Here is a 26,254-nt window from a genome sequence, read left to right as displayed (position 1 = left end):
AAGAATAGAAATTAAGTAGTTCACATAGAAAATATGCTTTACCAGATTGCTAGCAAAGTATGGCAAGTGATAAGCTATGGGTGTTGCATTTGACGACTAGCATCTTTGAAAATACTATTAATATATTGAGGAGAGAGGTTACCTGTTTTTTCGAGCGCAAAAAAATATATTGATGAATGATAATGCTGTAATAGCTGGAAAGTGCTATCGTTTAATGGAACTGTTAGAGATTTATCGCCTTTACCATGCAGCACATATATAACAAGCTGTTCAAAATCAATATCTGTCAGTAGTAGTTGTGTATACTCACTTATGCGTAAGCCTGTATTTGCAATGAATTGAGCAATTACACGAATCGTTGGATGTGTAATATGCTGTAGAAATTGTTGTAGCTTGTCTTCTATTGAAAAATGACGCTTCTGCGTATGAAGCTTTAATGGTGTGAGAGCAAGTGCACAATTATGCTCAATCAGCTTTTAGAAGTGGCCCATTTGAATAGACTTTTGATTACGATTAATAGTTGCTTGAGGACGAGTTCTTGCTAAAAGTCTTCAAGATGATCAGCTGTTATTTCCTCAAGTATGGTAGGTCCATTCATATAATGTGTTAAAAAGTGAGTTAGTTGTGTTAAGTCAATTTGATAACCTCGAAGTGTCTACTGGCTGTATTTCCGAAATTACAAAAACTGTATAAATTGATGTATAGATTCCTTTAATGAGATATCCGTTTTCAAAGTATCGCCTCCTTTTATTCTACTAATACCCTTTTTCAAAAATTATAATCTCTAGATATGATGATAGAAAGTTACATAATTGCCATACGTTTAATTGGGAAATAATCTACATATGGCAACCATTTTATAGTATACTAGCAATATGTGCATAAAAAACAGAATTCGAGGAAGGTAGACATACAATGACATTTACAGAACCTATACGAAAATATATATTGTCCGGTGTAGTGACATTCGTCGTAATTGGATTAATCGTGGCGAACGTGCTGGCAAGTAAACAAGATGAAGAATTTTTGATGAATGAAACTTTATATAACCAAGCAATCCAATTACAATCAACTGGCGATTTACCAGGAGCAAAGACTATGATTTCAGAGGTTTTAAAGAAACAACCGAACTCTGAAGTGGCTAATTATGCAGCTGCCTTAACAATGGCACAAACGGGTGATATGAAACAAGCAGCTATTCATATGCAAAAAGTGTTAGATATGAATCCGTATAAAGTAGAAGATGCACGCTTTATGATGCAATTTGGGGAAATATTGGTAGGTGCTGAACGCTACGAGGATGCAAAAATTGTGTTGTTGCGTTGTCAAGAGGCACAATGGACTTTAGAGGATGTTCCTAACTATCAAGAACAAGTAGCTGCAATGCTAGCTCAAATTGAAAACTCACAATCAAAGGAAGGTACTAAAAAATGAGTAAGTTTTATGAAAAAGTGACCTATCGTGATGTGGAAGAAGATATTCAGTCACGAAAATCTATAGATAAATGGATTTTTGGACTACTCCTAGTGGTGATAGGGTTTGTTCCATTAATTGTTATGGCAAGCGTTGTAGAGGTTCAGTCACCACTTGTTACAAATATTGGCGCTTTAACAGGTGGGGCAAAAGGTGACCTTTTCACATATTATAAGTCGCTATTAGTTATTGTTGTAACAGTAATAGCAAGTATCATGTTTATGATGAAAGTTTTATTTATGAACGGTGAAATTCGTAAAACAAAATTGAACTATGCTGTAGGTGCTTTTGCTGTAGCGATTGTACTCTCCACTATTTTTTCACCTAATATTTCAATTGCGTTACATGGACAATACAATCGTACAGATGGGGCAATTAGCTGGTTGTGTTATTTAGCTTTGTTCTTTATTGCGATGAATATTGAGTATCCAAAGAAAGCTATTCAATATATCACGTATACTTTCGTACCATTTGTGTTATTTAACTTTATTATTATTACATTAAATTTTTATGGGAAAGATTTACTTCAAAAAAGTTGGGCTCAAAAACTGTTTACAGCGTTTTTACCTCAAGGTGCAGCCTTAAGTGAAGGTTCGACATTATTAGGAACATTAAACCACGGGAACTATATGAGTGGTATGTTTGCAGTGATGGTCATTATGTTTTTAGCTAAGAGTATTATGGATAAAAAAGTATTTGATAAAATCTGTAGTTTTATCCTTGCAATAATTTCAGTGTTTGTAGTGTTAATGTCATTATCCACAAGTGGTTTTTTAACTATTGTGGCAATGATGATTTTTGTTTTATGGCTTGCTGTGAAAAATGAAAAGAGAATAGTAGCTTTAATTCAGGTGGTAGTATTTTGTGCTATTTCGATGACAGGTATTCATGTACTAGCGGGAGAAAATGCCAAAGTATGGGATGAAACATTTGGCTTCTTTGTTTCGACTAATCCATATAAAGAAGAAGTAGCATTAAGCAAATCTATTTTTGACTTTGAGAATCGTGCATATGCATCTGACAACAGCTTTGAACTTCCAGAAGTTGCTCCATCAGGCGTAGGAGCAGGTTCAGGTCGTGTTTATATTTGGACATACATTATGGATTTAGTGAAGGAGCGACCTATTCTGGGCTATGGTCTTGATACCTTAATGTACAATTTCCCACATTATAACAAGGATGCAAGGGCAAATCTTGAAACCGAAACAGTTGTTGTGGATAAACCACATAATATGTATATGGGTATTCTTTACGGCACAGGAATTGTTGGATTTATTGCCTTTTTAGCAATCGTGGCATTCACAGTATGGACTAGCTTAAAAGTAGTGATTAGTGGGAAAAGTGGACTAGTAATATTAGCTGTTGTTGTATTAGCTTTCTTATTCCAAGCAGTGTTTAATGATACATTGCCAGGAACTGCAGCGCCTTTATTTATACTTATAGGTACCCTATTTAAAATGGTAACAGATAAGAGTGGAAATATTAAATGAATTACTGAGGTATATATATGAATAATGTAAGGTTACTAATAGATTTAACATTAAAAGATTTTAAAAGAAAATATGTAGGTTCATATTTAGGTGTATTATGGGCCTTTGTAACACCGATTATTACAATTGGGGTTTTTTGGTTTGTTTTTGAAGTTGGGTTCAAATCTGCACCAGTGGATGAACTCCCGTTTATTTTATGGTTGATTTGTGGAATGATACCTTGGTTTTTTATATCTGATATACTAAATAATGGTACAAATTCTATTTTAGAAAATGATTATTTAGTAAAAAAGGTTGTATTTAGAGTTGAATTACTACCATTAGTTAAAATTACTTCTGCACTGGTTATTCATCTAATTTTTGTTATATTTACTGTGGGAATTTTTTTTTATTATGGCTATTCTTTGGATTTATATAGCTTACAGTTGCTGTATTATATTCTGGCAACAGTTGTAACAACTGTAGGAATTATTTTTATATCTTCTGCATTAGTAATATTTTTAAAAGATATTGGACAATTAATAGCTTTAATACTACAATTTGGTTTTTGGCTAACGCCTATTTTTTGGTCATTAGAGCAAATCCCTGATGAATATAGCATATATTTGAAATTAAATCCTTTCTACTACATCATTAATGGATATAGAGAGTCTATGATTTATAAAGTTTGGTTTTGGGAGCATCCTTATTTAACTATGTATTTTTGGATGGTAACAATTGGAGTGTTGCTGATTGGTAATATCGTTTTCAAAAGGTTGAGACCACATTTTGCTGATTCATTATAAGGAGCGTAAAAATGATGAATGAAGTTGTAATTGATATGAAAGATATTTCTAAAGACTATAAGTTGTATGAAAACAAGATGGATCGCTTTAAAGAAGCAATATTTCCGACTAAAAAAAAATATTATAAAGAATTTTCAGCATTAAAGAGTGTTTCATTAGAAATCAGACGTGGTGAAACTATAGGGCTTATTGGAAAAAATGGTTCTGGAAAATCTACTTTATTAAAAATATTAACAGGCATAATTACACCTACCTCTGGTGAAGTAGAAGTTAAAGGGAAAATATCTGCATTATTAGAATTGGGAGCAGGCTTTAATCCAGAATATACAGGGTTAGAAAATATTTATTTAAATGCAACAATATTGGGTTTTTCAAAAAAACAAATAGATGATAAACTTCAAGAAATTCTTGATTTTGCAGATATTGGAGATTTTGTAAATCATCCTGTGAAGCTATATTCTAGTGGTATGTTTGTTAGATTAGCATATGCTGTACAAGCATGTATAGATCCAGAGATTCTAATCGTAGATGAAGCTCTTGCAGTCGGGGATGCGGCTTTTTCATTAAAATGTATGAACCATATGAAAAAACTGGTAAATAAAGGAGTTACAGTTATTTTAGTAACACATGATGTTCAAACTATTCGAAGCTTTTGTAGTCGAGTTATCTGGTTACAGCATGGGAAAATAATAAAAGAAGGAATGCCAAGCGAGGTAACATCAGAGTATGTTAAGAGCTTATTTTTAGAAGAAGAGCTTGAAGGTACAGTGAAGCAAAAAGAAAAAAAGAAAAACGAATTAATTAGATGGGGAAATCAAAAAGTCGTAATCAAAAATTTCAACATTGTTAATGAAATGGGAGAATATACAGATATTTTTTATTGGAATGAAAAAATTTCAATAAAATTAATGGCTGAAGTAATAGCAGATGATATAAATTATAATAGTTTAGGTTTTGCTTTTAGTTTTAGAAATAAACATGGACTAGATTTGATTGTGTCAACAACTTTTGATGAAGGGACGACTTTTGAAAGTTATCCTGGACAAAAGCTTATTGAAGTACAATTTAAACTTGATAATATTTTAACACCAGGGGATTATTTTCTTGTATTATCCGCAGAAGATAGAAGTAGTGCTAACCCTATTTATTATGACTTTATTGAAAATGCAATTATTTTTAAAGTAATAGGTGATAAGCGGTTTTTTTCATTAGTACAACCAAAAATCGAACAGAGTATAGATTTTAAATAATGAAAGGGTAATATTATGGATAAATGGGATATCAATAGTAATGAGTATTGGAATGAACGTTTTAAAAAGGATTGGGAAGAACTTAATGGTCAAAAACAGACATCTTTTTTTATAAATATCTTGATTGAACATTTACCTAAGTGGATGAATCAAGATTTAAATAACGCTAATGTATGTGATGCGGGGTGTGCAGAAGGTCAAGGGACATTTCTTTTTAAAGAACGCTATCCCAATATTAATATTGATGGAATTGACTTCTCTGAAGAAGCTGTAAAAAAAGCGCAAAAGTTATATCCAAAAATAAATTTCTTTAAAGATGATATTTATGATCTATCAAAGACATATGATAGCATTTTCATATCAAATGTTTTAGAACATTTTGAAGATCCTTTCGAAATCATCAGGAATTTATTGGAGAAAACTAAAAATCATTTAATAATTATGGTTCCGTTTCAAGAAGTAGAACGCTTAAAAGAACATTTTTATACATTTGACTATCATAATTTCCCTTTAAAAATAAATAATTTTATAATTTCTTACTTTAAAATTGTTGATTGTCGAATGATAGAAAATACTTTATGGGATGGAAAACAAGCTATATTAATTTATACGCACAAAAACTTACTAAGTAATAAAAACACTTTAGATTCGTTTGTAAATTTTGCTTTTGATACAGAACATACAAAAAAAATCGATAGACAACTTTATGAGCAAAAAAGGGAAAATCTACAATTAAGTGATTGGGGGAAAAAGATTTCGGATGAAAGTATCCAAAAAGATATAGTAATTGCTAGACTTAATCAAGAAATAGAGAATATTTCTATTTTTATTTCTGAACAGCGTAGGAGTTTAGAAGAGCGAGATCAGTTGATTTTAGAACAGAATAAAAAAATTGAGGAAACATCTTTGTGGGGTCAATCACTATATGAGCAAGTTATTGAAAGAGATCGAATCATTGAAGGTTTAAATAAACAAATTGGTGAAATATCTGAGTATATTCAAAATAATGTGAAAGAGAGGAAGGGGAGGTAAAGTGGTGATATCGAAATGAAGAGTAATAACCAAATAGATATTCAAGAATATATCGAATTGCACAAACGGCTTAACGATTCTTATTATCAAAATTCCTTAGAGTATAACAACAAATTGGAATTAGTACAGTCTACTAAGGCTTGGAAATTAATGTGTTTAGTAAGACGTATAAATGAGCAATTTTTAAAAGGTAGTAGTCTTGATAAAAAGCAGTTTTTAAAATGGATGAAATTGAAAATATCCAAACAAGCTATTCCTAAAAATTTAGAATTGGCTCAATTTAGCCCAATTAAATCACAACATATTGAGCAATATAGAATTCCTAATTATAAAATTACAAATTGTTTAGAAAATGAAATTGGAGAAATAGCAAGTAGCGAGTTGTTTGTTGACTATCCTAAAAAGATTGATTTATTCAGATTTCCTGTCATTGAATGGGATTTTAGATGGCAGAGACCTCAGCAAATATCTGTGCAATTTGAAAAACATGGTCATCGAGTATTTTATTTTTCTATTGAAACTTTTGGCTTACAAAAAGCTAATATATCAATTGAAGAAGTAAAAAAATCTACAATTATTAAAGAATTACAACCGAATATTTACTGGGTAAAATTATGTTCAATAGATAATTTAAATGCTTATAGAGATACTATTAATCAAGAAAACCTTCAAATTATTAATCATTCCTTAGAATATTTGAAGGAAAAATTTAATATTGGGTCGACATATTCCATTCTTGATTTACCATTTTGGTCAACAGTAGCATTAAACTTAGATAATAATTTAGTAATTTATGATTGCATGGATGATCATGAAGGATTTTCAACAAATTCAGTTGAAATGCTTTTAAATGAAGAGAAATTAATACACTCAGCTGATATAGTGCTGGCTTCTTCACAAAGGTTATATGAAAAAATTATAGAGAAAAACTCTAATACATTATTGATACGAAATGCAGGTGAATATAATCATTTTGCCTTTCCTCCTACTGATTATGCGAAGGAGATAAAAAATTTAAAAGGTCCTATTATAGGATATTACGGGGCTATTTCAGAGTGGTTTGATATAAAGTTAATTGAGAAGCTTGCAAGACAAAATCCGTCTTGGACATTTGTTTTAGTTGGGAATACATTTGGCTGTGATGTTTCTAATGTAGAGAAGATGTCAAACATAATTCTAACTGGAGAAGTTTCATATAAAGATTTACCAAGTTATTTATATAAATTTGACGTATGTTTAATACCTTTTTTAATAAATAATTTAACGTTAGCTACAAATCCAGTAAAAGTTTACGAATATTTAGCTGCTGGAAAACCTGTTGTATCAACAAAACTTCCTGAGTTAGAGTATATGAAAGACTTTGTTTATCTTGCTGATACTGTAGAAGACTTTGAAAAGTGCATAGTAAAAAGTTTGAATGAGATTGATAATAAGCTCATAGAAGGAAGAAAACAATATGCAATTGATAATACATGGGAATCAAGGTACTTTGAACTTGCGCAACATTTAACAAATGATATTCCAAAAGTAAGTATAGTAATTGTTACTTACAATAATTGGACATATACTAAGCAGTGTTTGGAAAGTTTGATTCGTAATAACGAGTATCCAAATGTTGAAATTATTATTATTGATAATGCTTCTACTGATGAAACAAAGGTACAATTAGCACGTATCAATAATCCTAATATAAAAGTTATGTTTTCGCCAATTAACTTAGGATTTGCAGGAGGAAATAAAGCTGGCTGTAATTTAGCTACAGGAGAATATATCATTCTATTAAATAATGATACTATTGTGACATCAAAGTGGATTGAAAAACTTATTAAACCTTTAAAGGAAAATAAGCATATTGGTATGGCTGGCCCAGTATCGAATTCAGTAGGTAATGACCAAATGCTAGATTTTTGTATTGGTGATCCATTATTTGGTCCATCTGAATTGTGGTTAAAAGATTTTAATCAATTTAATAAAGGGAAATTCCGAGAGACGGATTTATTAGGGTTTTATTGTGTAGCAATAAAGAGAGAAGCATATGAAAAAGCTGGTGATTTAGATACAAACTATGGTATTGGTATGTTTGAAGATGATGACTATTGTGAAGCAATAAGAAATCTTGGATATAAATTAGTAATTGTTGAGGATGTCTTTATATATCATCACGGCAGTGTTAGCTTTAAAAAATTACAATCGGAACAATATAGGAAAGTATGGGAACGAAATAAGCATTATTTTGAACAAAAGTGGAAGAAATCATGGGAAATGCCTAAGCCTCCTAATTCTCTATTTTTGAATTTGACAGATTCGACCTCTATCGCTAATAAAATTGTGGAATTAAAAATAAACCCAATTGTTATTGTTGGTGAGTGGGTAAGTGAAAATGTTGAATTCAAACAATTTGTTGAAAATTCTATGAACGAAAATCAATTAGTCATCGTTGTGACAGCATTTTATAATGATGAAGTATATCATGGACTTCGCAAAGTCACAGATAATCTATATATAACTAGCACTATTGAGTTAATTTCAAAAATAATGTTTAAAGAAAAAATTGTATTTAATAACTTTGTTGATATTGAAAAATTACAAGCAGAGGTAAGCACAATGCAATATATAGAAAAAGTGGAAAAGGAATCGTAAAGGATTGAAGTTTTCATGAAAATTATAAAAAAGTTTTCTAAATTACTTAAAAATGAGCCTTTAATAATCAAGAGAAAACTAATCCATAAGCTACCAAAGAAGATTAAAGGAATAATATTAAAATTTCCTAAATCTGCTCAAATTAAAGATGAAATCTTATTAACTTTAGATGGTCATGAAAGGAAAATTTTTATTTTCCCTTCGCCATCTTGTCCTTGGGGATATATGTTTCAAAGACCTCAGCAGTTGGCAAGAGCACTAGCTAAAGAAGGGCATCTTGTATTTTATTTGGTAGATACATCATTTCCATATGAACCTGATTGGAATGTGAGAAGTATTTTTAAAATAGAACCTAATTTATATTTGTATAATGATAATGTAGATGGGAAATATTTAATGGATGCTCTTTTAAATCATCAATTATATGTATGGCAATATTGGCCACATCAATTAAAAACAATCACTAATTGGGAATCTATCCATGAAGGTATTTATAAAATATATGATTGTATAGATTTTATCGAAACATTTGATGCGTATGATACTATTTTAAATGATTTTGAAATATCTATTCAAAATTCTGATTGTTTATTGGCAACTGCAAAAACAATAGAAAATAGTTTAAAATGTTTTGAAAAAGAAATATTATATATTCCAAATGCAGTGGCTATAGAGGATTTTCAAGAATATAAATCATTAGATTGGCCAAATTTAGAAGATATAAAAAATCAAAAGAAAAAAATTATAGGGTACTATGGTGCTATAGCAGAATGGTTTGATTTTGAAACTATCGAATATCTTGCGACTGTAAATTCAGAGTGGATAATTGTATTAGTTGGAGAAGTATATCCTGCTGTTGAAGATAGAGTTAAAAAAATGGAATGCTTGGACAATGTGAAACTATTAGAACGTATATCATATGATAGAATTCCATATTTACTTAGCTCATTCGACGTGGCTATTTTGCCTTTTATATTAAACAATATAACATTAAATACTTCCCCAGTTAAAGTTTTTGAATATTTGGCTGGAGGGAAAAATGTAGTGAGTTCTCCATTGCCTGAAGTTTTAGATATAGAAGGCATTTTCATTGGGAGGACAAAAGAAGAATTTGAAGAGCAAATACGAAAAGCTTTGGAATTAAAAAGCGATGAACACATTAAAACATTGAAAGAAATTGCAGAACAACATACTTGGCAAAAGCGTGTGAAAAAAATACTTGAATATATTTGAGGGGAAATATGAATAAAATTCTAATTTTTGATCGTATGAATTCTTCAGAATTTCCAGGTGGAGATACAGTTCAAATAAACGCAATAAAGAACTTTTTAGTTAAACATAATTATGATGTCAAAATAAGTACTGACCCTTTAGAGGATTTGAGTGAGTATCATTATATTTTTATTTTTAATTTAACAAATCCATTAGAAGCATATGTATGTATGAAAGCATGTGAAAAATATAATAAACCTTATATTCTTTTCCCTGTTTATTGGAATCTAGATTCTTTAAAAATGCCTATTCAATTCAATCTAAAAATGCTTGTAAAAATGATAATACCAAACTTTTTAAAGTCATATATTAGAGCTCTTAAGTTTTTAAAGAATAATCATGAAATCATAGGCTCTTTTCAAATTAAGAATAAAGAGCTTTTTAATATAAATAACTGTATTAGAAGCATTTTAAGAAAAGCCTTTTATGTTTGTCCGAATTCATATGCTGAATGGAAGCATTTAAATGATAATTTTGAATTAAACCAATTAAATAAAAATGTAAAAGTAATTTATAATGGTATTGATTTAGATAGATTAAGAGTAATTGAACAAGATGATTCGATAAAAGCAAAATACAATTTGCCTGAAAATTATATTTGTTGTGTTGGTGGTATAGGACCGAGAAAAAATCAATTGAACTTGGTGAAGGCAGCTAATCGTGGAAGAATTAATCTTGTGTTAATCGGTAAAGCCTCATATGGATATGAAAATTACTTTAAAAAAGTAAAGTCTATATCTAGAGATAATATATATTTTTTAGAGCAGCTTCCACAGGAAGAAGTTTTTAAAATTATGAAGAGTAGTATAGGGCATATTCAACCCAGCTTTATTGAGACTCCAGGGTTAGCTTCTTTGGAGGCTATGGTATTAGATATTCCTATAATTGTATCTAATACAGAACCTGTAAAAGAATATTTTAAGGATATTGCGGTATATTGTATCCCTTATGAAGTCGAAAATATTAACGAGTGTTTATTAACATTTAAAAATGAGATAGGAAAGAAAGATATTCAAAGGTATACAGGCTATAATTATGATTGGAATCATGTTTTAAAAGAATTAGAGACAATACTTTAAATTAATTTTTAATAACTTTGGATAAAAACAAACTGAGGAAAGCTTAGGGGGAAATTTGTTGAATATTATTGGAATGGTCATAATTTTTAGGACAAAGAAATGTTGAAGTATAAGAAGTATGTAAGCTGCTTAACTGAGAGTTTTTATGAGGTACGATACACTATTACCATAAATTGTATAAATAAATGTGGTCTATCCGATATTATTCTTTAGTGAACAAAAATTTTAATACAGGAAAGGGAGATTAGATGGAAGAGATATTTAATGTAGCAACACACTTTTTTTATGCGATACTGATGTTTCTGTTATTTTTAAGTATAGGCAAAATCATAATTAGAGAAAAATTAGTCGTAAATAACTTTTCTTTATATTTTGATGTATTTATATCGGTATTAACGGGTATGACGATTGTTATATTTTATATGACTTTTTTGAGTATATTTGGGATAGTATATAAACCACTTGTATATTTATTGTTCTTTGGCTTTTTTGGTATTAAATATTTTAAATATAGTAAGAAAATTTATTTCAACGTTATTTTATTATTTATTATGTTTATACCTATATTAAGTTTAACTTTGTACCCACCTACACATTGGGATGATATCAGTTATCATTTACCTATTGCTCAATCTCTATTAAAAATAGGAAATTTAAGTGGGAATGAATTTTTAAGATATCCATATTTTCCATTTAACGCAGAAATGCTATTTACTTTTGGCATGATTTTTGGTGTGAAAACATCACAAATAATATCAAGTATTAGTTTATTTACATTATGTATAGGAATATATGGGTATATACATAAAAGAACTGCATCAATTATTTTAAGTATATTTAGTTTCATAGTAATGATATCTAGCCAAATATTAATTTTTTTGAGTTCAGTTAGTTATGTTGATATATTATTAGCAACATTTGTAACTGCAGCTATAATTTTAGTAGTTGAATATTTCGAAACAGGTAATATGTATATATTATACTTGTCTGCTACTTTTTTTGGTATAGCAGCAGGGGTGAAATATACAGCATTAATAATTTGTGTGATAGCAGGTATATTATTCATTTTAGCAATATTTCTATATAAAATTGAATATAAAAATTTATTTAAATTTATTGCAACTGTTTCAGTAATTTGTATCCCTTGGTATATTAGAACACTTATTTATACAGGCAATCCTGTGTGGCCATTCATGAGTAGTGTTTTTGGTACAGGGGATATTTGGAATGAAGATGATTATACAGGCCAATTTGGTGATTTTACAGCAAATGGTGTAGAGAAGAATTTTATTAATTTTTTGAAAATACCTAAGATGTTGAGTATAGATAATTATGAAGTTATTGCATTGAACGTCATTGTGTGGATTGGATTTCTTCTTTTTATAGTTATGAAAAAGAAAAAAAGCCAAATATTTTTATTGTTATTTATCATTTTATATACAATAACTTGGTTTTTATCTATTAACCTACCAAGATACTATGCTCCAATTCTTCCAGTTTTATTGCTAGTTTGTAGTATAGGCTTTATCCACTTAATAAATCAAATTCAAGAAAGAAGAATGAAAAATGTAATACTTGTACTATTAATTATAGGTTTAAGTATAACACCTATAAAATATATAAACACGAAAGTACAAAATGAGGGATTTCCCCCACTCACAACTATAAAAGAAACAGAGTATTTAAGAGGAAAGTTAGCTACATATGATGGAACTATATATAGTCAAAAATTAAATGGAAAAACTTATGGATTATTGAATGAAAATATGTATTACTATGCAAATGGAAAATCTATAGGAGATTGGTTTGGTATTGCGAGGTACTCTACTACACTAGGATTGTTATATGACGAACAGAAAATCCATGAGCATTTAAAATCATTAAATGTAAATTATTTTTTAATAAATAAAGGTCGACTAACAGAGGAGCAGAATAGTTTGTTGGATTATAATATTTATTTCGCGAAAGTTTATGAAGATTCAAGTACCATCATATTTCGACTAAATGAAAAAAACTGATGCAATAAAAAGTTTGTGTTTGTAAATAAAAAATTCTCTTTAAGGGTTTAGAGTGTGAGTTAATTGCAGAATATAGTTTGATTCTATAGTCATAAAATTAATTGTGGTAGGAGAATTTGTATGGAATATAGAATAAATAAAGATGTTACAAATCAATTAAAAGGTATTGGAATAATTTTTGTGATTTTTGGACACTTATGTTTGTTAGATATTATTAAAGTGCCATCTGACAAATTTGATTATGCTGGAGTTTGGGGAGTAACTATTTTCATGATTTTATCTGGATATGGTTTAACACAATCATATTTGAAAAATGGTATTCACTTCAATTTCTTAAACAAGAGATTTTCTAAGGTTGTTATTCCTTATATAATTGTTACGCTTATGTGGATTATTATTGATAAGATAATTTTTAATGTGGACTATGGATTTATTCAGGCGTTAAAAGTAGTATTTGGGTTAAATTTTAACTATCCTGTTGATCCCACTATGTGGTATATAACTTATATTTTTATGTGGTATACAGTGTTCTTTATCATATTTATAACCCCAATTAAAGATATACTAAAAGTTTTAATTATTATTTCATTCTCGTTAACATTGTATATTACAAAATTTACTGTAATATTTGATTGGAATTTTTACACGTTTGCATTTCCTATTGGAGTAGGTATTGCGTATGTATTTGCGATATTGAATAAATATAAAGTTAAAGTCAAGCACCTAAATATACTATTAATATTAATAACAATAATATGTTTGCGATTATTCTTAGATTATATTTTTAAAGTTTTTGACTTAACGTTTTATGGAGTTTTATCAATGAGTAGTATTTTGTTGACTTTTGGTATATGCTCGTTATTAATAATCACCAAATGTAAGTCAAAAATACTTACTTTTATCGGAACTATATCATACGAATTGTATTTAATTGAAGGTAAGTTTTTATTTGGTTATGGAATACCTAGCGTTTCAGATATTTTATGGATTAGAATACTAGATTATATAGTTATGATAATTATAGTTGCATATCTGCTTTCGAAAATTATTGAATTTATTAATAAATTTGTTAGTAATGAAAGTAAAGTATGATTTTGTATTTTATTTAGTAAAAATATATTAATATATTTTTTAACATTCGAAAATTAGAATAATATCAAAATTGCATCTGCATATGATAACGATTTTTGGGTAAAACTCGCTATTTATCTCTAATTCATAAAAATATGTACTAGTCAAGAATTTTTTTGATATTTAAGTTCTGAAATTGTTTGGTATGTCAGTTTTTGGAGGGGAATATGAAAATATTAATTATTATTCCAGCATTTAACGAAGAAGAAAATTTAGGAGATTTAATCAAAAAAATAAAGAAATACGATAATGAAAATAACTTAGATATTCTAGTCATTAATGATCAGTCTACAGACGAAACTTCCCTTGTATGCAAACGAGAAGGAGTAAATGTAATCGATTTACCCTGTAATTTAGGTATTGGTGGAGCTGTTCAAACTGGTTATAAGTTTGCAGCAATGCATAATTATGATATTGCAATTCAGGTTGATGGGGATGGACAACATAATCCAGAATATATTGAAAAATTAATAGAACCTATCATACAAGGTCATTCAACAATGGTTATAGGATCCAGGTATATTGAACATTTAGGCTTTCAATCATCTAGTGTGAGAAGAATGGGTATTTGGTATTTAAAATATTTAATAAATACATTGACAGGTTTAAAAATAACAGATCCAACATCTGGATATAGAGCATGTAATAAGGAGATAATTCAATTATTTTCATCAAACTATCCCAAAGACTATCCGGAACCAGAATCTATTATGTATATAAAAAGAAAAGGACTAACAGTTTTAGAGATACCAGTAATTATGAACGAAAGGATAGGGGGAGAATCATCTATAAATCTTCATCGTTCTATTTACTATATGATTAAAGTTTCATTGGCAATACTTTTTGATAAAATAAGAAAAGAATCATTTTAGGTGAGATATTATGATACCGTTAAAATTACAAATAATACTTTTATTATTCATTTTATTGGCAATAGTTCAGTTAACAAGAATGATTACCAGGTATAAATTAGATTTAAAATATGCCTTATTATGGATTTTGTTAACTATGACAGCCTTATTGCTTGTAATATTTCCACAGCTTTTATCTAAGACTGCAAATATATTAAGTATTGAAACACCTACTAATGCCTTATTTTTATTGGCAATACTTTTAATATTAGCGATTATATTTAGTTTAACGATTGCCTTATCTAGAGCATCAAATAAAATAAAGAATATTTCTCAAGAATTAGGAATTTTAAGATACGAATTTGAATCTTACAAAAAAAATATAGGAAAAGAATAACTATATGAATATTATCTTATTTATTTCAAATGTTTTGTTATTAGTAGCTGGACAAACTCTATGGAAAATCGGTGCAGAAAAGATAGAAATAACAGGAGTAAAATCTATTATTAATGCTATTTTATCTCCATGGATTATTGGAGGTGGCATTTTATATGTAATTGCTACTGTTATTTGGTTATATTTGTTGTCAAAACTCCCACTTAGTTTAATATATCCTTTACAAAGTGTAGCATATATTATTGCATTGCTTATTGCAGTAATTATATTCAAAGAAGTTATACCTATTACAAGATGGGTAGGGGTAGGGGTTATTCTCTTTGGCGTATATCTAATTACAAAATAAAAGGAGTTTCATGATGAAAGGTATTATTTTAGCAGGAGGCAGTGGTACACGTTTATACCCGCTAACTCGCTCAGTATCAAAACAATTATTACCAATCTATGATAAACCAATGATATATTACCCTTTATCTGTATTAATGTTGGCGGGAATTAACGAAATACTTATTATTTCGACACCTGAAGATACACCACGTTTTGAACAATTATTAGGTGATGGGCAAGATCTGGGTATTTGTTTAAAGTATGCAATACAACCTTCACCAGATGGCTTAGCCCAAGCCTTTATTATAGGTGAAGAATTTATAGGGGAAGATTCAGTAGCATTAATCTTAGGGGATAATATCTTCTATGGTCATAAATTTACTTCAATGCTAGAGAGAGCTGCCTCAAGAGAAAATGGAGCAACTGTTTTTGGCTATAATGTAAACGACCCTGAACGTTTTGGTGTAGTAGAATTCGATGAAAATGGGAAAGCCATATCAATTGAAGAAAAACCTTTAGAACCTAAATCTAGTTATGCTGTCACAGGTTTATATTTTTATGATAATAATGTTATTGAAATTGCCAAATCAATTAAGCCTTCCTCACGTGGAGAACTAGAAATTACAGATGTTAATAAAGCCTATTTAGAAGCTGGAAATTTGCATGTCGAGTTATTAGGACGAGGTTTTGCATGGCTTGATACTGGCACACATGAATCGCTTTTAGAGGCTTCTGCCTTTATTGAAACAATTGAAAGACGTCAAAGCCTAAAAGTTGCCTGTTTAGAAGAAATTGCTTTCCGCAAAGGTTATATTTCAAAGGAGCAATTATTAAAGCTTGCAGAGCCATTAAAGAAGAACGGTTACGGTCAATATTTGATTAAATTGGCAAATAAAAAACTATAAGGGGTTCTATATAGTGAATATTATTAAAACGAAACTAAAAGATGCCTTTATTTTGGAGCCAAAGGTGTTTGGCGATCATCGAGGCTTCTTTATGGAAACTTTTAATGCACAATTATTAGAAGCACAGGGCTTCTCCTTTAATTTTGTACAAGATAACCATGCTTTATCTAAAGAAAGTGGTGTACTAAGGGGATTACATTATCAATTAGAACCATTTGCTCAAACGAAGTTAGTACGTGTGATAAGAGGGGCAGTATATGATGTAATTGTCGATATACGTGAAGGATCTCCTACTTACGGGCAATGGGAAGGCTTTATTTTGAGTGAAGATAATAAAAGACAATTACTAGTACCAAAAGGCTTTGCACATGGTTATTGTACATTAGTTGAAAATACGGAGTTTCTTTATAAGGTAGATAATTATTATTCACCAGAACATGATAGAGGGATTGCTTGGAATGATCCAGATTTAAATATCAATTGGCCTGTAACAAAACCAATACTCTCTGATAAGGATACACAGTATCCGAATTTAAAGAATTTAGAGAGCCAATTTCTTTATAAAGGTGAGGAATGATAAAAATGAAAATTTTAGTAACGGGTGGCGCAGGGTTTATTGGTAGTAACTTTGTTAATTACATGGTTGAAAAATACCCTGAGTATACCATTGTCAATGTTGATGCTTTAACCTATGCAGGGAATTTAGAGAACTTAAAGCCATCAGAAGGTAAATCAAATTATCAGTTTGTCAAAGCAGATATTACAAATGTGGAGGCAATGGATCAATTAATTGCTGATGGTGTTGATGCGGTGATTAACTTTGCTGCTGAATCACATGTTGACCGCAGTATTACAAATCCAGGAATTTTTGTGCAAACGAATATTCAAGGGACACAAGTATTATTAGATGTAGCGAAGAAATATAATGTGAAGAAATATTTACAAGTATCAACGGATGAAGTATATGGTTCGTTAGGAGAAGATGGCTATTTTACTGAGCAAACGTCATTGTCACCTAATAGCCCATATAGTGCGAGTAAGGCTGGGGCAGACTTGTTAGTGCTTGCTTATCATGAAACGTTTGGTTTACCAGTCAATATTACACGTTGTTCAAATAATTATGGTCCATTCCATTTCCCTGAAAAATTAATTCCTTTAATGATTATTAATGCATTGAATGATAAACAGCTTCCTGTTTATGGCGACGGGAAAAATGTCCGTGATTGGTTGCATGTGCTTGATCATTGCCGTGCGATTGATTTAGTTTTACACAAAGGTGTAGATGGTGAAGTTTACAATGTTGGTGGACATAATGAAAAGACGAATGTGGAAGTTGTGAAGGAGATTTTAAAACAACTTGGTAAACCTGAATCATTAATTCAATATGTAGAGGATCGTTTAGGACATGACAGACGTTATGCGATTGACCCTACTAAACTTCAACAAGAGTTGGGCTGGGAGCCAAAATATACATTTGAAACAGGCTTACAAGAAACAGTGCAATGGTATTTAGAGAATAAAGAATGGTGGGAAAACATCATTTCAGGTGATTACAAAAACTATTATGTAGAGCAATATGGTGGTAAGCTATAATGAAAATTATGGTGACAGGTGCTAATGGGCAGCTAGGGCAAGAATTGGTCAAACAATTAGTTAATAGTAAGCATGAATTATTTACTTTTACTAAAACAGAGCTGGATATTACAAATAATGAGCAAGTAAATAGTATATGTCATGATATTCAACCACATATTATTATTAATGCAGCTGCCTATACAAATGTTGATGGTGCTGAAACAAATGAAGAGCTAGCTTTTCAAGTAAATGCTGTAGGACAGCGTAATTTAGCTGTGGCAGCTGAAAAAGTTGGGGCGAAAATTTGCTATATTAGCACCGACTATGTATTTAATGGACAAGCAACATCTCCATACGGTGAATATATGACGGTAGACCCTTTAGGAGTATATGGCCAATCAAAGTATACAGGTGAGTTTTTAACACAAACACTTAACACGAAATACTTTATTGTGCGTACAGCATGGGTTTATGGAGAATATGGACCAAACTTTGTGAAAACAATGCTAAAATTAGCAGAGGAAAAAACAGAGCTAGGCGTTGTTCATGACCAAATTGGCTCACCTACTTATGCAGTGGATTTAGCAGAGTTTTTAATAGAGCTAGTGCAAACTGAAAAGTATGGCATTTATCATTGTACAAATAGTGGAACTTGTTCATGGTATGAGTTTGCTCAAGAGATATTCAAATTGGCTAATAAAGGCGTTGTCGTTAATCCATTAACATCAGACCAATTCCCCCGACCTGCAAAGCGTCCTGCTTATTCGGTATTAGGGGATTTATCATTACAAATGAATGGATTTACTACAAGACGACACTGGAAAGATGCTTTATATGACTATATAAACAAAAATAACAATCTCCTATAGATTGTTATTTTTGTTTATAAGGCTATAATGAAAGAGTATTATAACATAGAATTGAGGGGTAATTTGGCTAATATAGCAGTTCAAATTGTCACATATAACAGTGCAGAGGATATAAACAATTGCTTAAATGCGGTGTGTTCACAAACATATCCAATAGAAAATATCATTATAGTGGATAATAACTCGAAAGATAATATTAAAGACATTATTACAAAGTATCCACATGTTCAATTCGTACAAAATATGATAAATAACGGTTTCGTAGGTGGACACAACCAAGCTTTAACTTATACAAATACAGATTATGTCTTAGTGTTAAATCCAGATGTGATTTTAGAGAAAGATTATATTAAAAATATTGTGGAGTACATGGTGCAACATAAAAACATAGGTGCGGCTACTGGTAAACTATATAGAGATTTCAAATCACAAATAATTGATAGCACAGGCATTGATATAAAGAAAAATCGCCGAGCTGTTGACCGTGGTAGTGGTGAAGTAGATAAAAGACAATATGATACAGCTAGTGATGTTTTTGGCATTTCTGGAGCAGCCGCAGTCTATAAGCGAGAAATGATTGACATGATTTCGGATGAAGGGCAATTTTTTGATGAAAGCTTCTTTGCTTATAAGGAAGATGTAGATGTGAGCTGGCGGGCAAGGTTGGCTGGATGGGAGATTTGTTTTGTTCCTACAGCCATAGCGCAGCATGAGCGAGGCTGGAAGGGAAATGAATCAAGAAAGCATATTTCGCTTAGAACACGTAAACATTCGTATATCAACAGGCATTACTATATTATTAAAAATGATAATCTGTTGTATTTCTTTTTACATTTCCCTGCTATTTTTGCTTATGAGATGTTATGCTTAGTCTATATGTTATTCAAAGAACCACAACTTTTTAGTGCTTATAAGTTACTTTTTAAAGAATACAAAGCTTTAAAAAGTAAAAGAAGGTCTATAAAATTAAAGAGAAAGGTTCCTTCTGCGCAAATTTATAAATACTTTAAAGGAATATGGTAAATAGAACATGGATTTAAGCATTGTTATTGTGAATTATAATACAAAAAAATTAACAAGTGATTGTATTCAATCTGTAATAGATTCAAAAATGGATTTTTTATATGAAATTTTTGTAGTAGATAATGCTTCTTCAGATGGCTCTGTAGAGGTATTACAGCGTGATTTTCCTGATGTACATGTTATTGCGAATACAGAAAATGTTGGATTTTCTAAAGCCAATAACCAAGCAATTAAAGTATCAAGTGGTAGGTATGTTTTGTTGCTTAATTCAGATACCATTGTTCAGAAAAATACGCTTTCTACAATAAAGGAGTATATGGAGCAACATCAAATGGTAGGTGCAGCTGGTTGTGAGGTTAATTTACCTGATGGCTCATTGGATAAGGCATGTCATCGAGGTTTTCCTACTCCTGAAGCATCTTTTTATTATATGATGGGGTTAGCGAAGCGATATCCAGAAAGCCCAAAATACAATAGCTATCATCAAAGTTATATGAATATGCAGGAAATACATGATATTGATTGTTTAGTTGGTGCTTTTGTGATGGTTAGAAGAGAGGCTATTGAACAAGTAGGTCTCTTAGATGAAGAATTTTTCATGTATGGAGAGGATATTGATTGGTGTTATCGAATTAAAGAAGCTGGCTGGCGTATTGTTTATAACCCAACTACATCGATTATTCATTATAAAGGAGCAAGTAGTCGAAGAAAGCCATTTAAAATTGTTTATGAATTTCATAGAGCAATGTATCTATTTCATAAAAAACATTACGCCAAAAAATATAATGGTATAATTAATCTACTCGTTTATTTAGGAATTGCATTAAAGCTGGGGTTGTCAGCAGTTATTAATTTATTGAAAAAAGGTCGTAAATAAATGTAGTCATAAATAAAAGGTGAAAGTCAATGATAAGAGGAAGAGAACGTTTTTTAACACAGTTATATGTGTTAATGGATTTTTTAGTTATCCAACTTGCTTTTTTTAGTGCTTGGGTTTTACGGTTTTACATATTAGATGAAGAGGTTGGAGGATATTTACCATTATCTGATTACTTTGTATGGAATATAGTTTACTCTATTGCATATATACTTGTCGCTTTTATTGTTAAATTATATATGCCAAAGCGTAAAATACGATTTGCGTCAGAAGTGTTTAAAATATTTCAAGCACATTTATTTGGTATGTTTGTATTAATGAGTGTACTTTTTACAGTGAAAACAATCGATATTTCACGTGTATTCTTAGTGATTTATTTTGTTATCGCTATTATGATGAGTTTAATTTACCGATACGCAGTTAAACAAGTGTTAAGAAAGCTAAGAAGTAGCGGTTACAATAAACAATTCGTGTTAATTTTAGGTGCTGGAACGATTGGTCAAAAGTACATGACCAATTTATTTAACCATCCAGAATACGGTTTGGAAGTATTGGGATTTTTAGATGATTTTCGAGAAAAAAATATTCAAGATAAAGAAAAAAGCTATCAAATATTAGGTAAAGTAGCAGATTTGGAGAAAATATTAACAGAGAAAATAATTGATGAAGTAGTGATTGCACTGCCCTTAACGGTTTTCACAAAATATCAAAAGATCATTTTTATTTGTGAAAAAGCAGGAGTTAGGGTTTCAATTGTACCTGACTTTTATGATATTTTACCTGCTAGTCCACACTTTGAAAGGTTTGGAGAGCTTCCTTTAATTAGTGTGCGAAATGTACCTCTTGATGAATTTATTAATCGTCTAGTCAAAAGAATGTTTGATATTGCCTTTTCATTATGTGCTATTCTTTTAATGTCACCAGTATTAATCATTGTAGCGATAGGTGTGAAGGTTACTTCTCCAGGTCCTATTTTCTTTAAACAGGAACGGGTTGGGCTCAATCGTCGTTCATTTATGATGTATAAGTTTCGTTCGATGAAGCAGATGCCAGAAAGTCATTCAGATACACAATGGACTGTAGAGAATGATCCACGACGTACAAAATTTGGCACATTTATTCGTAAAACAAGTTTAGATGAGTTACCACAATTTTTTAATGTATTAAAAGGGGATATGAGTGTTGTTGGTCCAAGGCCTGAACGTCCATTTTTCGTAGGACAGTTTAAAGAAGAAATCCCTAAGTACATGTTAAAGCATCTTGTACGTCCAGGCATTACTGGGTGGGCACAAGTATGCGGATTACGTGGCGATACATCAATTGAAGATCGAATTGAACATGATATTTATTATATAGAAAATTGGACATTGTTATTTGATGTGAAAATTGTTATTAAAACGGTTATTAATGGATTTGTGAATAAAAATGCTTATTAATAGTAAAGTAGTTTCGTTCGTTAGAGGGGAATCTAGATGAAAAAAATCCGTAAAGCCATTATTCCAGCAGCAGGGCTTGGTACCCGTTTTTTACCTGCTACAAAAGCAATGCCTAAGGAAATGTTACCTATCGTCGATAAACCAACAATCCAATATATCGTAGAAGAAGCGATTGCCTCTGGAATTGAAGATATTATTATTGTAACAGGGAAAAACAAACGTGCGATTGAGGACCATTTCGATAATGCGTGGGAACTTGAGACCACTTTGATGGAGAATGGCAAAATCGAAATGCTTGAAAAAGTACAGGAATCTGCCAATGTAGAAATTCATTATATTCGACAAAAAGAGGCTCTCGGCTTAGGTCATGCGATTTGGTGTGCACGTAAGTTTATTGGGGACGAGCCATTTGCTGTGTTGCTTGGTGATGATGTCGTGAAAAGTGATGAACCTTGTTTGAAGCAGTTAATGAATCAGTATCAAAAGACCTTTTCAAGTGTTATTGGTGTGCAAGAGTTGTCAGATGAAGATGTACATCGTTACGGTGTGATTGATCCAGTCAGTACGGATGAACGTTTAATGCAGGTAACGCAATTTGTAGAAAAACCCGCTTTAGAGGATGCACCATCGAATTATGCGATTATTGGACGATACGTATTAACACCTGAAATTTTTCGCTTTTTAGATGAAAAGAAAAAAGGGAAGAATGGTGAAATTCAGTTAACGGATGCAATTGAATCTTTAAATAGTATTCAACGAGTATTTGCTTATGCCTTTGAAGGGCGACGTTATGATGTCGGAGAGCAGCTAGGTTTTATTGAAACAACCATTGATTTTGCTTTAGAACGTGATGATTTAAGTGAAGGTGTTAAAGCATTAATTTTACAAAAGGCGAAAGAATTGAGTGGTGAATCACTATGATTTTAGTAGTTGGTGGTGCGGGTTATATTGGTAGTCATTTTGTTAAGGAGTTAGTAAAAACACAGGAAGTAGTTGTTTTAGATAATTTGAGCACAGGGCATCGTTGGGCTGTGGATGAAAAGGCTATTTTTGTCGAGGGTGATTTAGGTCATGCTGCAACAGTTCAAAAGGTATTTGATACATACGAAATTGAAGCGGTATTGCATTTTGCAGCGTTTAGCTTAGTTGGTGAATCAGTAGCTGATCCATTGAAATATTATGAAAATAATGTGGGTGCGACACTCAATTTATTAAAAATGATGCAACAAAATAGTATTGATAAATTTATTTTTTCTTCCACTGCTGCAACATACGGTATGCCAGATGTTGAACGAATTGATGAAAGTACTCCAACTACTCCGATTAATCCTTATGGACGTTCTAAATTGATAGTGGAGCAAATGCTGGCAGATTTTGCTGATAGCTATGGTATGAAGTATGTAATATTACGTTATTTTAATGCGGCTGGTGCACATGAAACAGCAGAGATTGGTGAAAGTCATTCACCTGAAACACATTTAATCCCACTGATTTTGCAGCATTTATTGGGACAGCGAGAAGCCATTTCGGTATTTGGTACAGATTATGCTACACCTGATGGAACCTGTATACGAGATTATATTCATGTAATGGATTTAGCGCATGCACATATATTAGCTCTTGAAGGTTTGTTAGGGGACACGATTACTACAGCAACGTATAATTTAGGTAATAGCTTTGGCTATTCAGTGAAAGAAATTATTGCTATGTGTGAGAGTGTAACTGGAAGGCAAGCAAATGTCCAATATGTAGAGCGACGTGCGGGTGATCCTGCAATGCTTGTTGCTAATGCTGAGAAAATTTATCAAGAGTTAGGCTGGCAAGCTCGAATGGATCTGCAAGGTATTATCGAAAGTGCATGGGCTTGGCATCAAAAACAACTTTAACTAACGAAGGTATGTCTGATAGTCGGACATACCTTTCTACCTTGTAATAGGGAAATTGGTTTTTCCAGCTGTTCTATGTCATAATGAAGCCAAGGTGTGATATGGATTTTCACATCAATGAAATTAACATAAAAATAGGTGATACATATGAATAAATTATATAACCAATGGCTAGAACAAAAACTTCCTTCTTATTTACAAGATGAAATAGCGGCGAGTGTAACGGATGTACAGGAGATTGAGGAGCGCTTTTATCAGTACGTGTCCTTTGGTACGGGTGGTATGCGTGGGGTATTAGGTGCTGGCACGAACCGCATGAATATTTATACGATTCGTCGTGTAGCGGAGGGGCTTGCTCGTTATGTGAAGGCGAATGGTGAAACGGCGAAAGCTCGTGGTGTGGTGATTGCTTATGATACGCGTCACTTTTCGTATGAATTTGCTTGTGAAACAGCGAGTGTGTTAGGTGCACATGGTATTCGAGTTTATGTTTATCAGGAATCACGCCCAACACCGCAATTGTCATTTACTGTGCGTGAGCTGAATGCTTATGCAGGTGTAGTGATTACGGCTAGTCATAATCCGAAGCAGTACAATGGTTTTAAAGTGTATGATGAGGAAGGGGCACAGCTAACACCTCAGTTTGTGAATGCGATTGTGGCACATATGGCAGAAATTGAGGATATTTTTGCAATTGTGACGACAGAGCTTTCAGAATTAGAGGAGCAAGGGCTTATGACATGGCTAGGGACTGATTTAGATAACGCTTATTTAGAGAAGCTGTTAACATTAAAGGGTACATGTGATGTTGCACTAGATATGAAGATTGTGTATACACCGTTGCATGGTGCTGGGTTAGTGCCTGTTTGTGAGGGCTTGCAGGCATTTGGCTTCCAGCAGGTGTCGCTTGTGGATGAGCAGGCTGTACAAGATGGGAATTTCCCAACGGTATCGTATCCAAACCCAGAAGAAGCGGATGCTTTTGAAATGGCAATGGAGCTAGGAAAAAAGATAGGTGCAGAGCTGTTGGTGGCAACTGATCCGGATGCTGACCGTTTAGGTGTAGCTGTGTGGAATGGAGCGAGCTATGAGTTGCTGACGGGTAATCAGCTAGGCGCATTGTTACTGCATTATTTATTGTCAATGAAGCAGCAACAAAGTGCATTGCCGACAAACGGTGTCGTTGTGAAAACGATTGTGACATCTGAATTTGGTGCAGTTATTGCAGAGAAGTTTGGTGTTGCAACAGCCAATACATTAACAGGCTTCAAATATATGGCAGAGAAAATTGCTGAATATGAAAAGACTGATGAGTATACGTATCTATTTGGCTATGAAGAAAGCTATGGCTATTTAATTGAAACCTTTGTACGTGATAAGGATGCCGTACAGGTAGCATTGAAAGTTGCAGAAATGGCTGCCTTTTATGCGAAGCAAGGTCAGACATTATTAGACCAGCTGGATTCCTTGTATCAGGAGTTTGGCTACTATCAAGAGGCATTGATTTCACAGGTGTTTGAAGGCAAGAATGGGCAAGACGAGATGAAAGCTATTTTAGCGAATCTGCGTCAGCATATGCCAAAATCAATAGCTGATTTGACGGTGCAATGTGTAGAGGATTATGCGATAGGATTGGCAACAATGGCTGATGGCACGACTAAAACACTCGCATTGCCAAAAGAAAATGTCTTGAAATTTATGTTAGAGGACGGTTCATGGGTGGCTGTTCGTCCATCTGGTACAGAGCCAAAGTGTAAGTTTTATATTGGGGTAATGGATAAGATGAAGGAAGCGGCACAGTTGAAGCTAGAGCGAGTGAAGCAGGCTGTACTGGAAATGGTGAAATAGTGAAACCAGCGATCTTACAGTAAATGTGAGGTTGCTGGTTTTTTATTATAAAAATTAGGCAATTGTTAAAAAGACTATCTTGAAAGTCAG

General features: G+C 31.8%; 24 protein-coding genes. 23 read left to right on the top strand and 1 reads right to left on the bottom strand.

What is annotated here, in order from left to right:
• Positions 1-74 precede the first annotated feature (74 nt).
• Positions 75-404 (bottom strand): tyrosine-type recombinase/integrase, encoded by a 330-nt coding sequence (locus tag OPF91_RS19130; protein ID WP_373877034.1) that lies wholly within the window; start codon positions 402-404, stop codon positions 75-77.
• A 511-nt stretch (positions 405-915) separates the two neighbouring features.
• Here OPF91_RS19130 and OPF91_RS05100 point away from each other — a divergent pair.
• The 23 genes from OPF91_RS05100 to OPF91_RS04990 all read left to right on the top strand — a co-directional run bounded on the left by OPF91_RS05100 (position 916) and on the right by OPF91_RS04990 (position 26,164).
• On the top strand, positions 916-1,434 hold the full coding sequence (locus OPF91_RS05100) for a tetratricopeptide repeat protein (RefSeq protein ID WP_264987608.1): 519 nt from the start codon (positions 916-918) through the stop codon (positions 1,432-1,434).
• Positions 1,431-2,963 carry an O-antigen ligase family protein gene (locus OPF91_RS05095; protein ID WP_264987607.1) on the top strand — a complete coding sequence of 511 codons (1,533 nt, stop codon included), beginning with the start codon at positions 1,431-1,433 and terminating at the stop codon, positions 2,961-2,963. The genes OPF91_RS05100 and OPF91_RS05095 overlap by 4 nt, the downstream gene beginning before the upstream one ends.
• Before the next feature lie 17 nt (positions 2,964-2,980).
• The gene (locus OPF91_RS05090) at positions 2,981-3,748 is read left to right on the top strand and encodes an ABC transporter permease (RefSeq protein ID WP_264987606.1); all 768 of its coding nucleotides are present in this window, start codon (positions 2,981-2,983) and stop codon (positions 3,746-3,748) included.
• 11 nt (positions 3,749-3,759) lie between these two features.
• Complete coding sequence (locus OPF91_RS05085) at positions 3,760-4,998, top strand: ABC transporter ATP-binding protein (protein WP_264987605.1); 1,239 nt, start codon at positions 3,760-3,762, stop codon at positions 4,996-4,998.
• A gap of 15 nt (positions 4,999-5,013) precedes the next feature.
• The gene (locus tag OPF91_RS05080; protein ID WP_264987604.1) at positions 5,014-6,030 is read left to right on the top strand and encodes a class I SAM-dependent methyltransferase; all 1,017 of its coding nucleotides are present in this window, start codon (positions 5,014-5,016) and stop codon (positions 6,028-6,030) included.
• Positions 6,031-6,045: 15 nt separating this feature from the next.
• Positions 6,046-8,670 (top strand): glycosyltransferase, encoded by a 2,625-nt coding sequence (locus OPF91_RS05075; protein ID WP_264987603.1) that lies wholly within the window; start codon positions 6,046-6,048, stop codon positions 8,668-8,670.
• A 15-nt stretch (positions 8,671-8,685) separates the two neighbouring features.
• The gene (locus tag OPF91_RS05070; RefSeq protein ID WP_264987602.1) at positions 8,686-9,903 is read left to right on the top strand and encodes a glycosyltransferase; all 1,218 of its coding nucleotides are present in this window, start codon (positions 8,686-8,688) and stop codon (positions 9,901-9,903) included.
• Positions 9,904-9,911: 8 nt separating this feature from the next.
• Positions 9,912-11,021: a glycosyltransferase gene (locus OPF91_RS05065; RefSeq protein ID WP_264987601.1), complete on the top strand. Its 1,110-nt coding sequence runs from the start codon at positions 9,912-9,914 to the stop codon at positions 11,019-11,021.
• A gap of 248 nt (positions 11,022-11,269) precedes the next feature.
• Positions 11,270-13,039: an ArnT family glycosyltransferase gene (locus OPF91_RS05060; RefSeq protein ID WP_264987600.1), complete on the top strand. Its 1,770-nt coding sequence runs from the start codon at positions 11,270-11,272 to the stop codon at positions 13,037-13,039.
• Between the two features lie 120 nt (positions 13,040-13,159).
• Complete coding sequence (locus tag OPF91_RS05055; RefSeq protein ID WP_264987599.1) at positions 13,160-14,131, top strand: acyltransferase family protein; 972 nt, start codon at positions 13,160-13,162, stop codon at positions 14,129-14,131.
• A 206-nt stretch (positions 14,132-14,337) separates the two neighbouring features.
• Positions 14,338-15,042, top strand: a complete 705-nt coding sequence (locus tag OPF91_RS05050) for a glycosyltransferase family 2 protein (protein ID WP_264987598.1) — start codon at positions 14,338-14,340, stop codon at positions 15,040-15,042.
• A 10-nt stretch (positions 15,043-15,052) separates the two neighbouring features.
• Entirely contained in the window at positions 15,053-15,418 is a 366-nt protein-coding gene (locus OPF91_RS05045) for a DUF2304 domain-containing protein (protein WP_264987597.1), read from the top strand.
• A 4-nt stretch (positions 15,419-15,422) separates the two neighbouring features.
• Positions 15,423-15,764, top strand: coding sequence for a DMT family transporter (locus OPF91_RS05040; protein WP_264987596.1), 342 nt, complete (start codon positions 15,423-15,425; stop codon positions 15,762-15,764).
• A gap of 13 nt (positions 15,765-15,777) precedes the next feature.
• The gene (gene rfbA, locus OPF91_RS05035) at positions 15,778-16,650 is read left to right on the top strand and encodes a glucose-1-phosphate thymidylyltransferase RfbA (RefSeq protein WP_264987595.1); all 873 of its coding nucleotides are present in this window, start codon (positions 15,778-15,780) and stop codon (positions 16,648-16,650) included.
• 13 nt (positions 16,651-16,663) lie between these two features.
• Positions 16,664-17,227 (top strand): dTDP-4-dehydrorhamnose 3,5-epimerase, encoded by a 564-nt coding sequence (rfbC, locus tag OPF91_RS05030; RefSeq protein WP_264987594.1) that lies wholly within the window; start codon positions 16,664-16,666, stop codon positions 17,225-17,227.
• Positions 17,228-17,232: 5 nt separating this feature from the next.
• On the top strand, positions 17,233-18,243 hold the full coding sequence (rfbB, locus tag OPF91_RS05025; protein ID WP_264987593.1) for a dTDP-glucose 4,6-dehydratase: 1,011 nt from the start codon (positions 17,233-17,235) through the stop codon (positions 18,241-18,243).
• Positions 18,243-19,094: a dTDP-4-dehydrorhamnose reductase gene (rfbD, locus tag OPF91_RS05020; protein ID WP_264987592.1), complete on the top strand. Its 852-nt coding sequence runs from the start codon at positions 18,243-18,245 to the stop codon at positions 19,092-19,094. The genes rfbB and rfbD overlap by 1 nt, the downstream gene beginning before the upstream one ends.
• Before the next feature lie 63 nt (positions 19,095-19,157).
• Positions 19,158-20,117 (top strand): glycosyltransferase family 2 protein, encoded by a 960-nt coding sequence (locus OPF91_RS05015; RefSeq protein ID WP_264987591.1) that lies wholly within the window; start codon positions 19,158-19,160, stop codon positions 20,115-20,117.
• Between the two features lie 7 nt (positions 20,118-20,124).
• Positions 20,125-20,994 carry a glycosyltransferase family 2 protein gene (locus OPF91_RS05010; RefSeq protein ID WP_264987590.1) on the top strand — a complete coding sequence of 290 codons (870 nt, stop codon included), beginning with the start codon at positions 20,125-20,127 and terminating at the stop codon, positions 20,992-20,994.
• 29 nt (positions 20,995-21,023) lie between these two features.
• Positions 21,024-22,430, top strand: a complete 1,407-nt coding sequence (locus OPF91_RS05005; RefSeq protein WP_264987589.1) for an undecaprenyl-phosphate glucose phosphotransferase — start codon at positions 21,024-21,026, stop codon at positions 22,428-22,430.
• A 36-nt stretch (positions 22,431-22,466) separates the two neighbouring features.
• Complete coding sequence (gene galU / locus OPF91_RS05000) at positions 22,467-23,351, top strand: UTP--glucose-1-phosphate uridylyltransferase GalU (protein WP_264987588.1); 885 nt, start codon at positions 22,467-22,469, stop codon at positions 23,349-23,351.
• Complete coding sequence (gene galE, locus OPF91_RS04995; protein WP_264987587.1) at positions 23,348-24,316, top strand: UDP-glucose 4-epimerase GalE; 969 nt, start codon at positions 23,348-23,350, stop codon at positions 24,314-24,316. The genes galU and galE overlap by 4 nt, the downstream gene beginning before the upstream one ends.
• 147 nt (positions 24,317-24,463) lie before the next feature.
• Positions 24,464-26,164 carry a phospho-sugar mutase gene (locus OPF91_RS04990; RefSeq protein ID WP_264987586.1) on the top strand — a complete coding sequence of 567 codons (1,701 nt, stop codon included), beginning with the start codon at positions 24,464-24,466 and terminating at the stop codon, positions 26,162-26,164.
• The last annotated feature ends 90 nt before the right edge of the window (positions 26,165-26,254 follow it).

Origin of the sequence: Lysinibacillus piscis (assembly GCF_026012395.1) — a bacterium.
In the GTDB taxonomy this organism is placed as follows: domain Bacteria; phylum Bacillota; class Bacilli; order Bacillales_A; family Planococcaceae; genus Lysinibacillus; species Lysinibacillus piscis.
The sequence above is the reverse complement of the archived record's forward strand: the minus strand, read 5'-3'. Positions and strand labels throughout refer to the sequence as shown.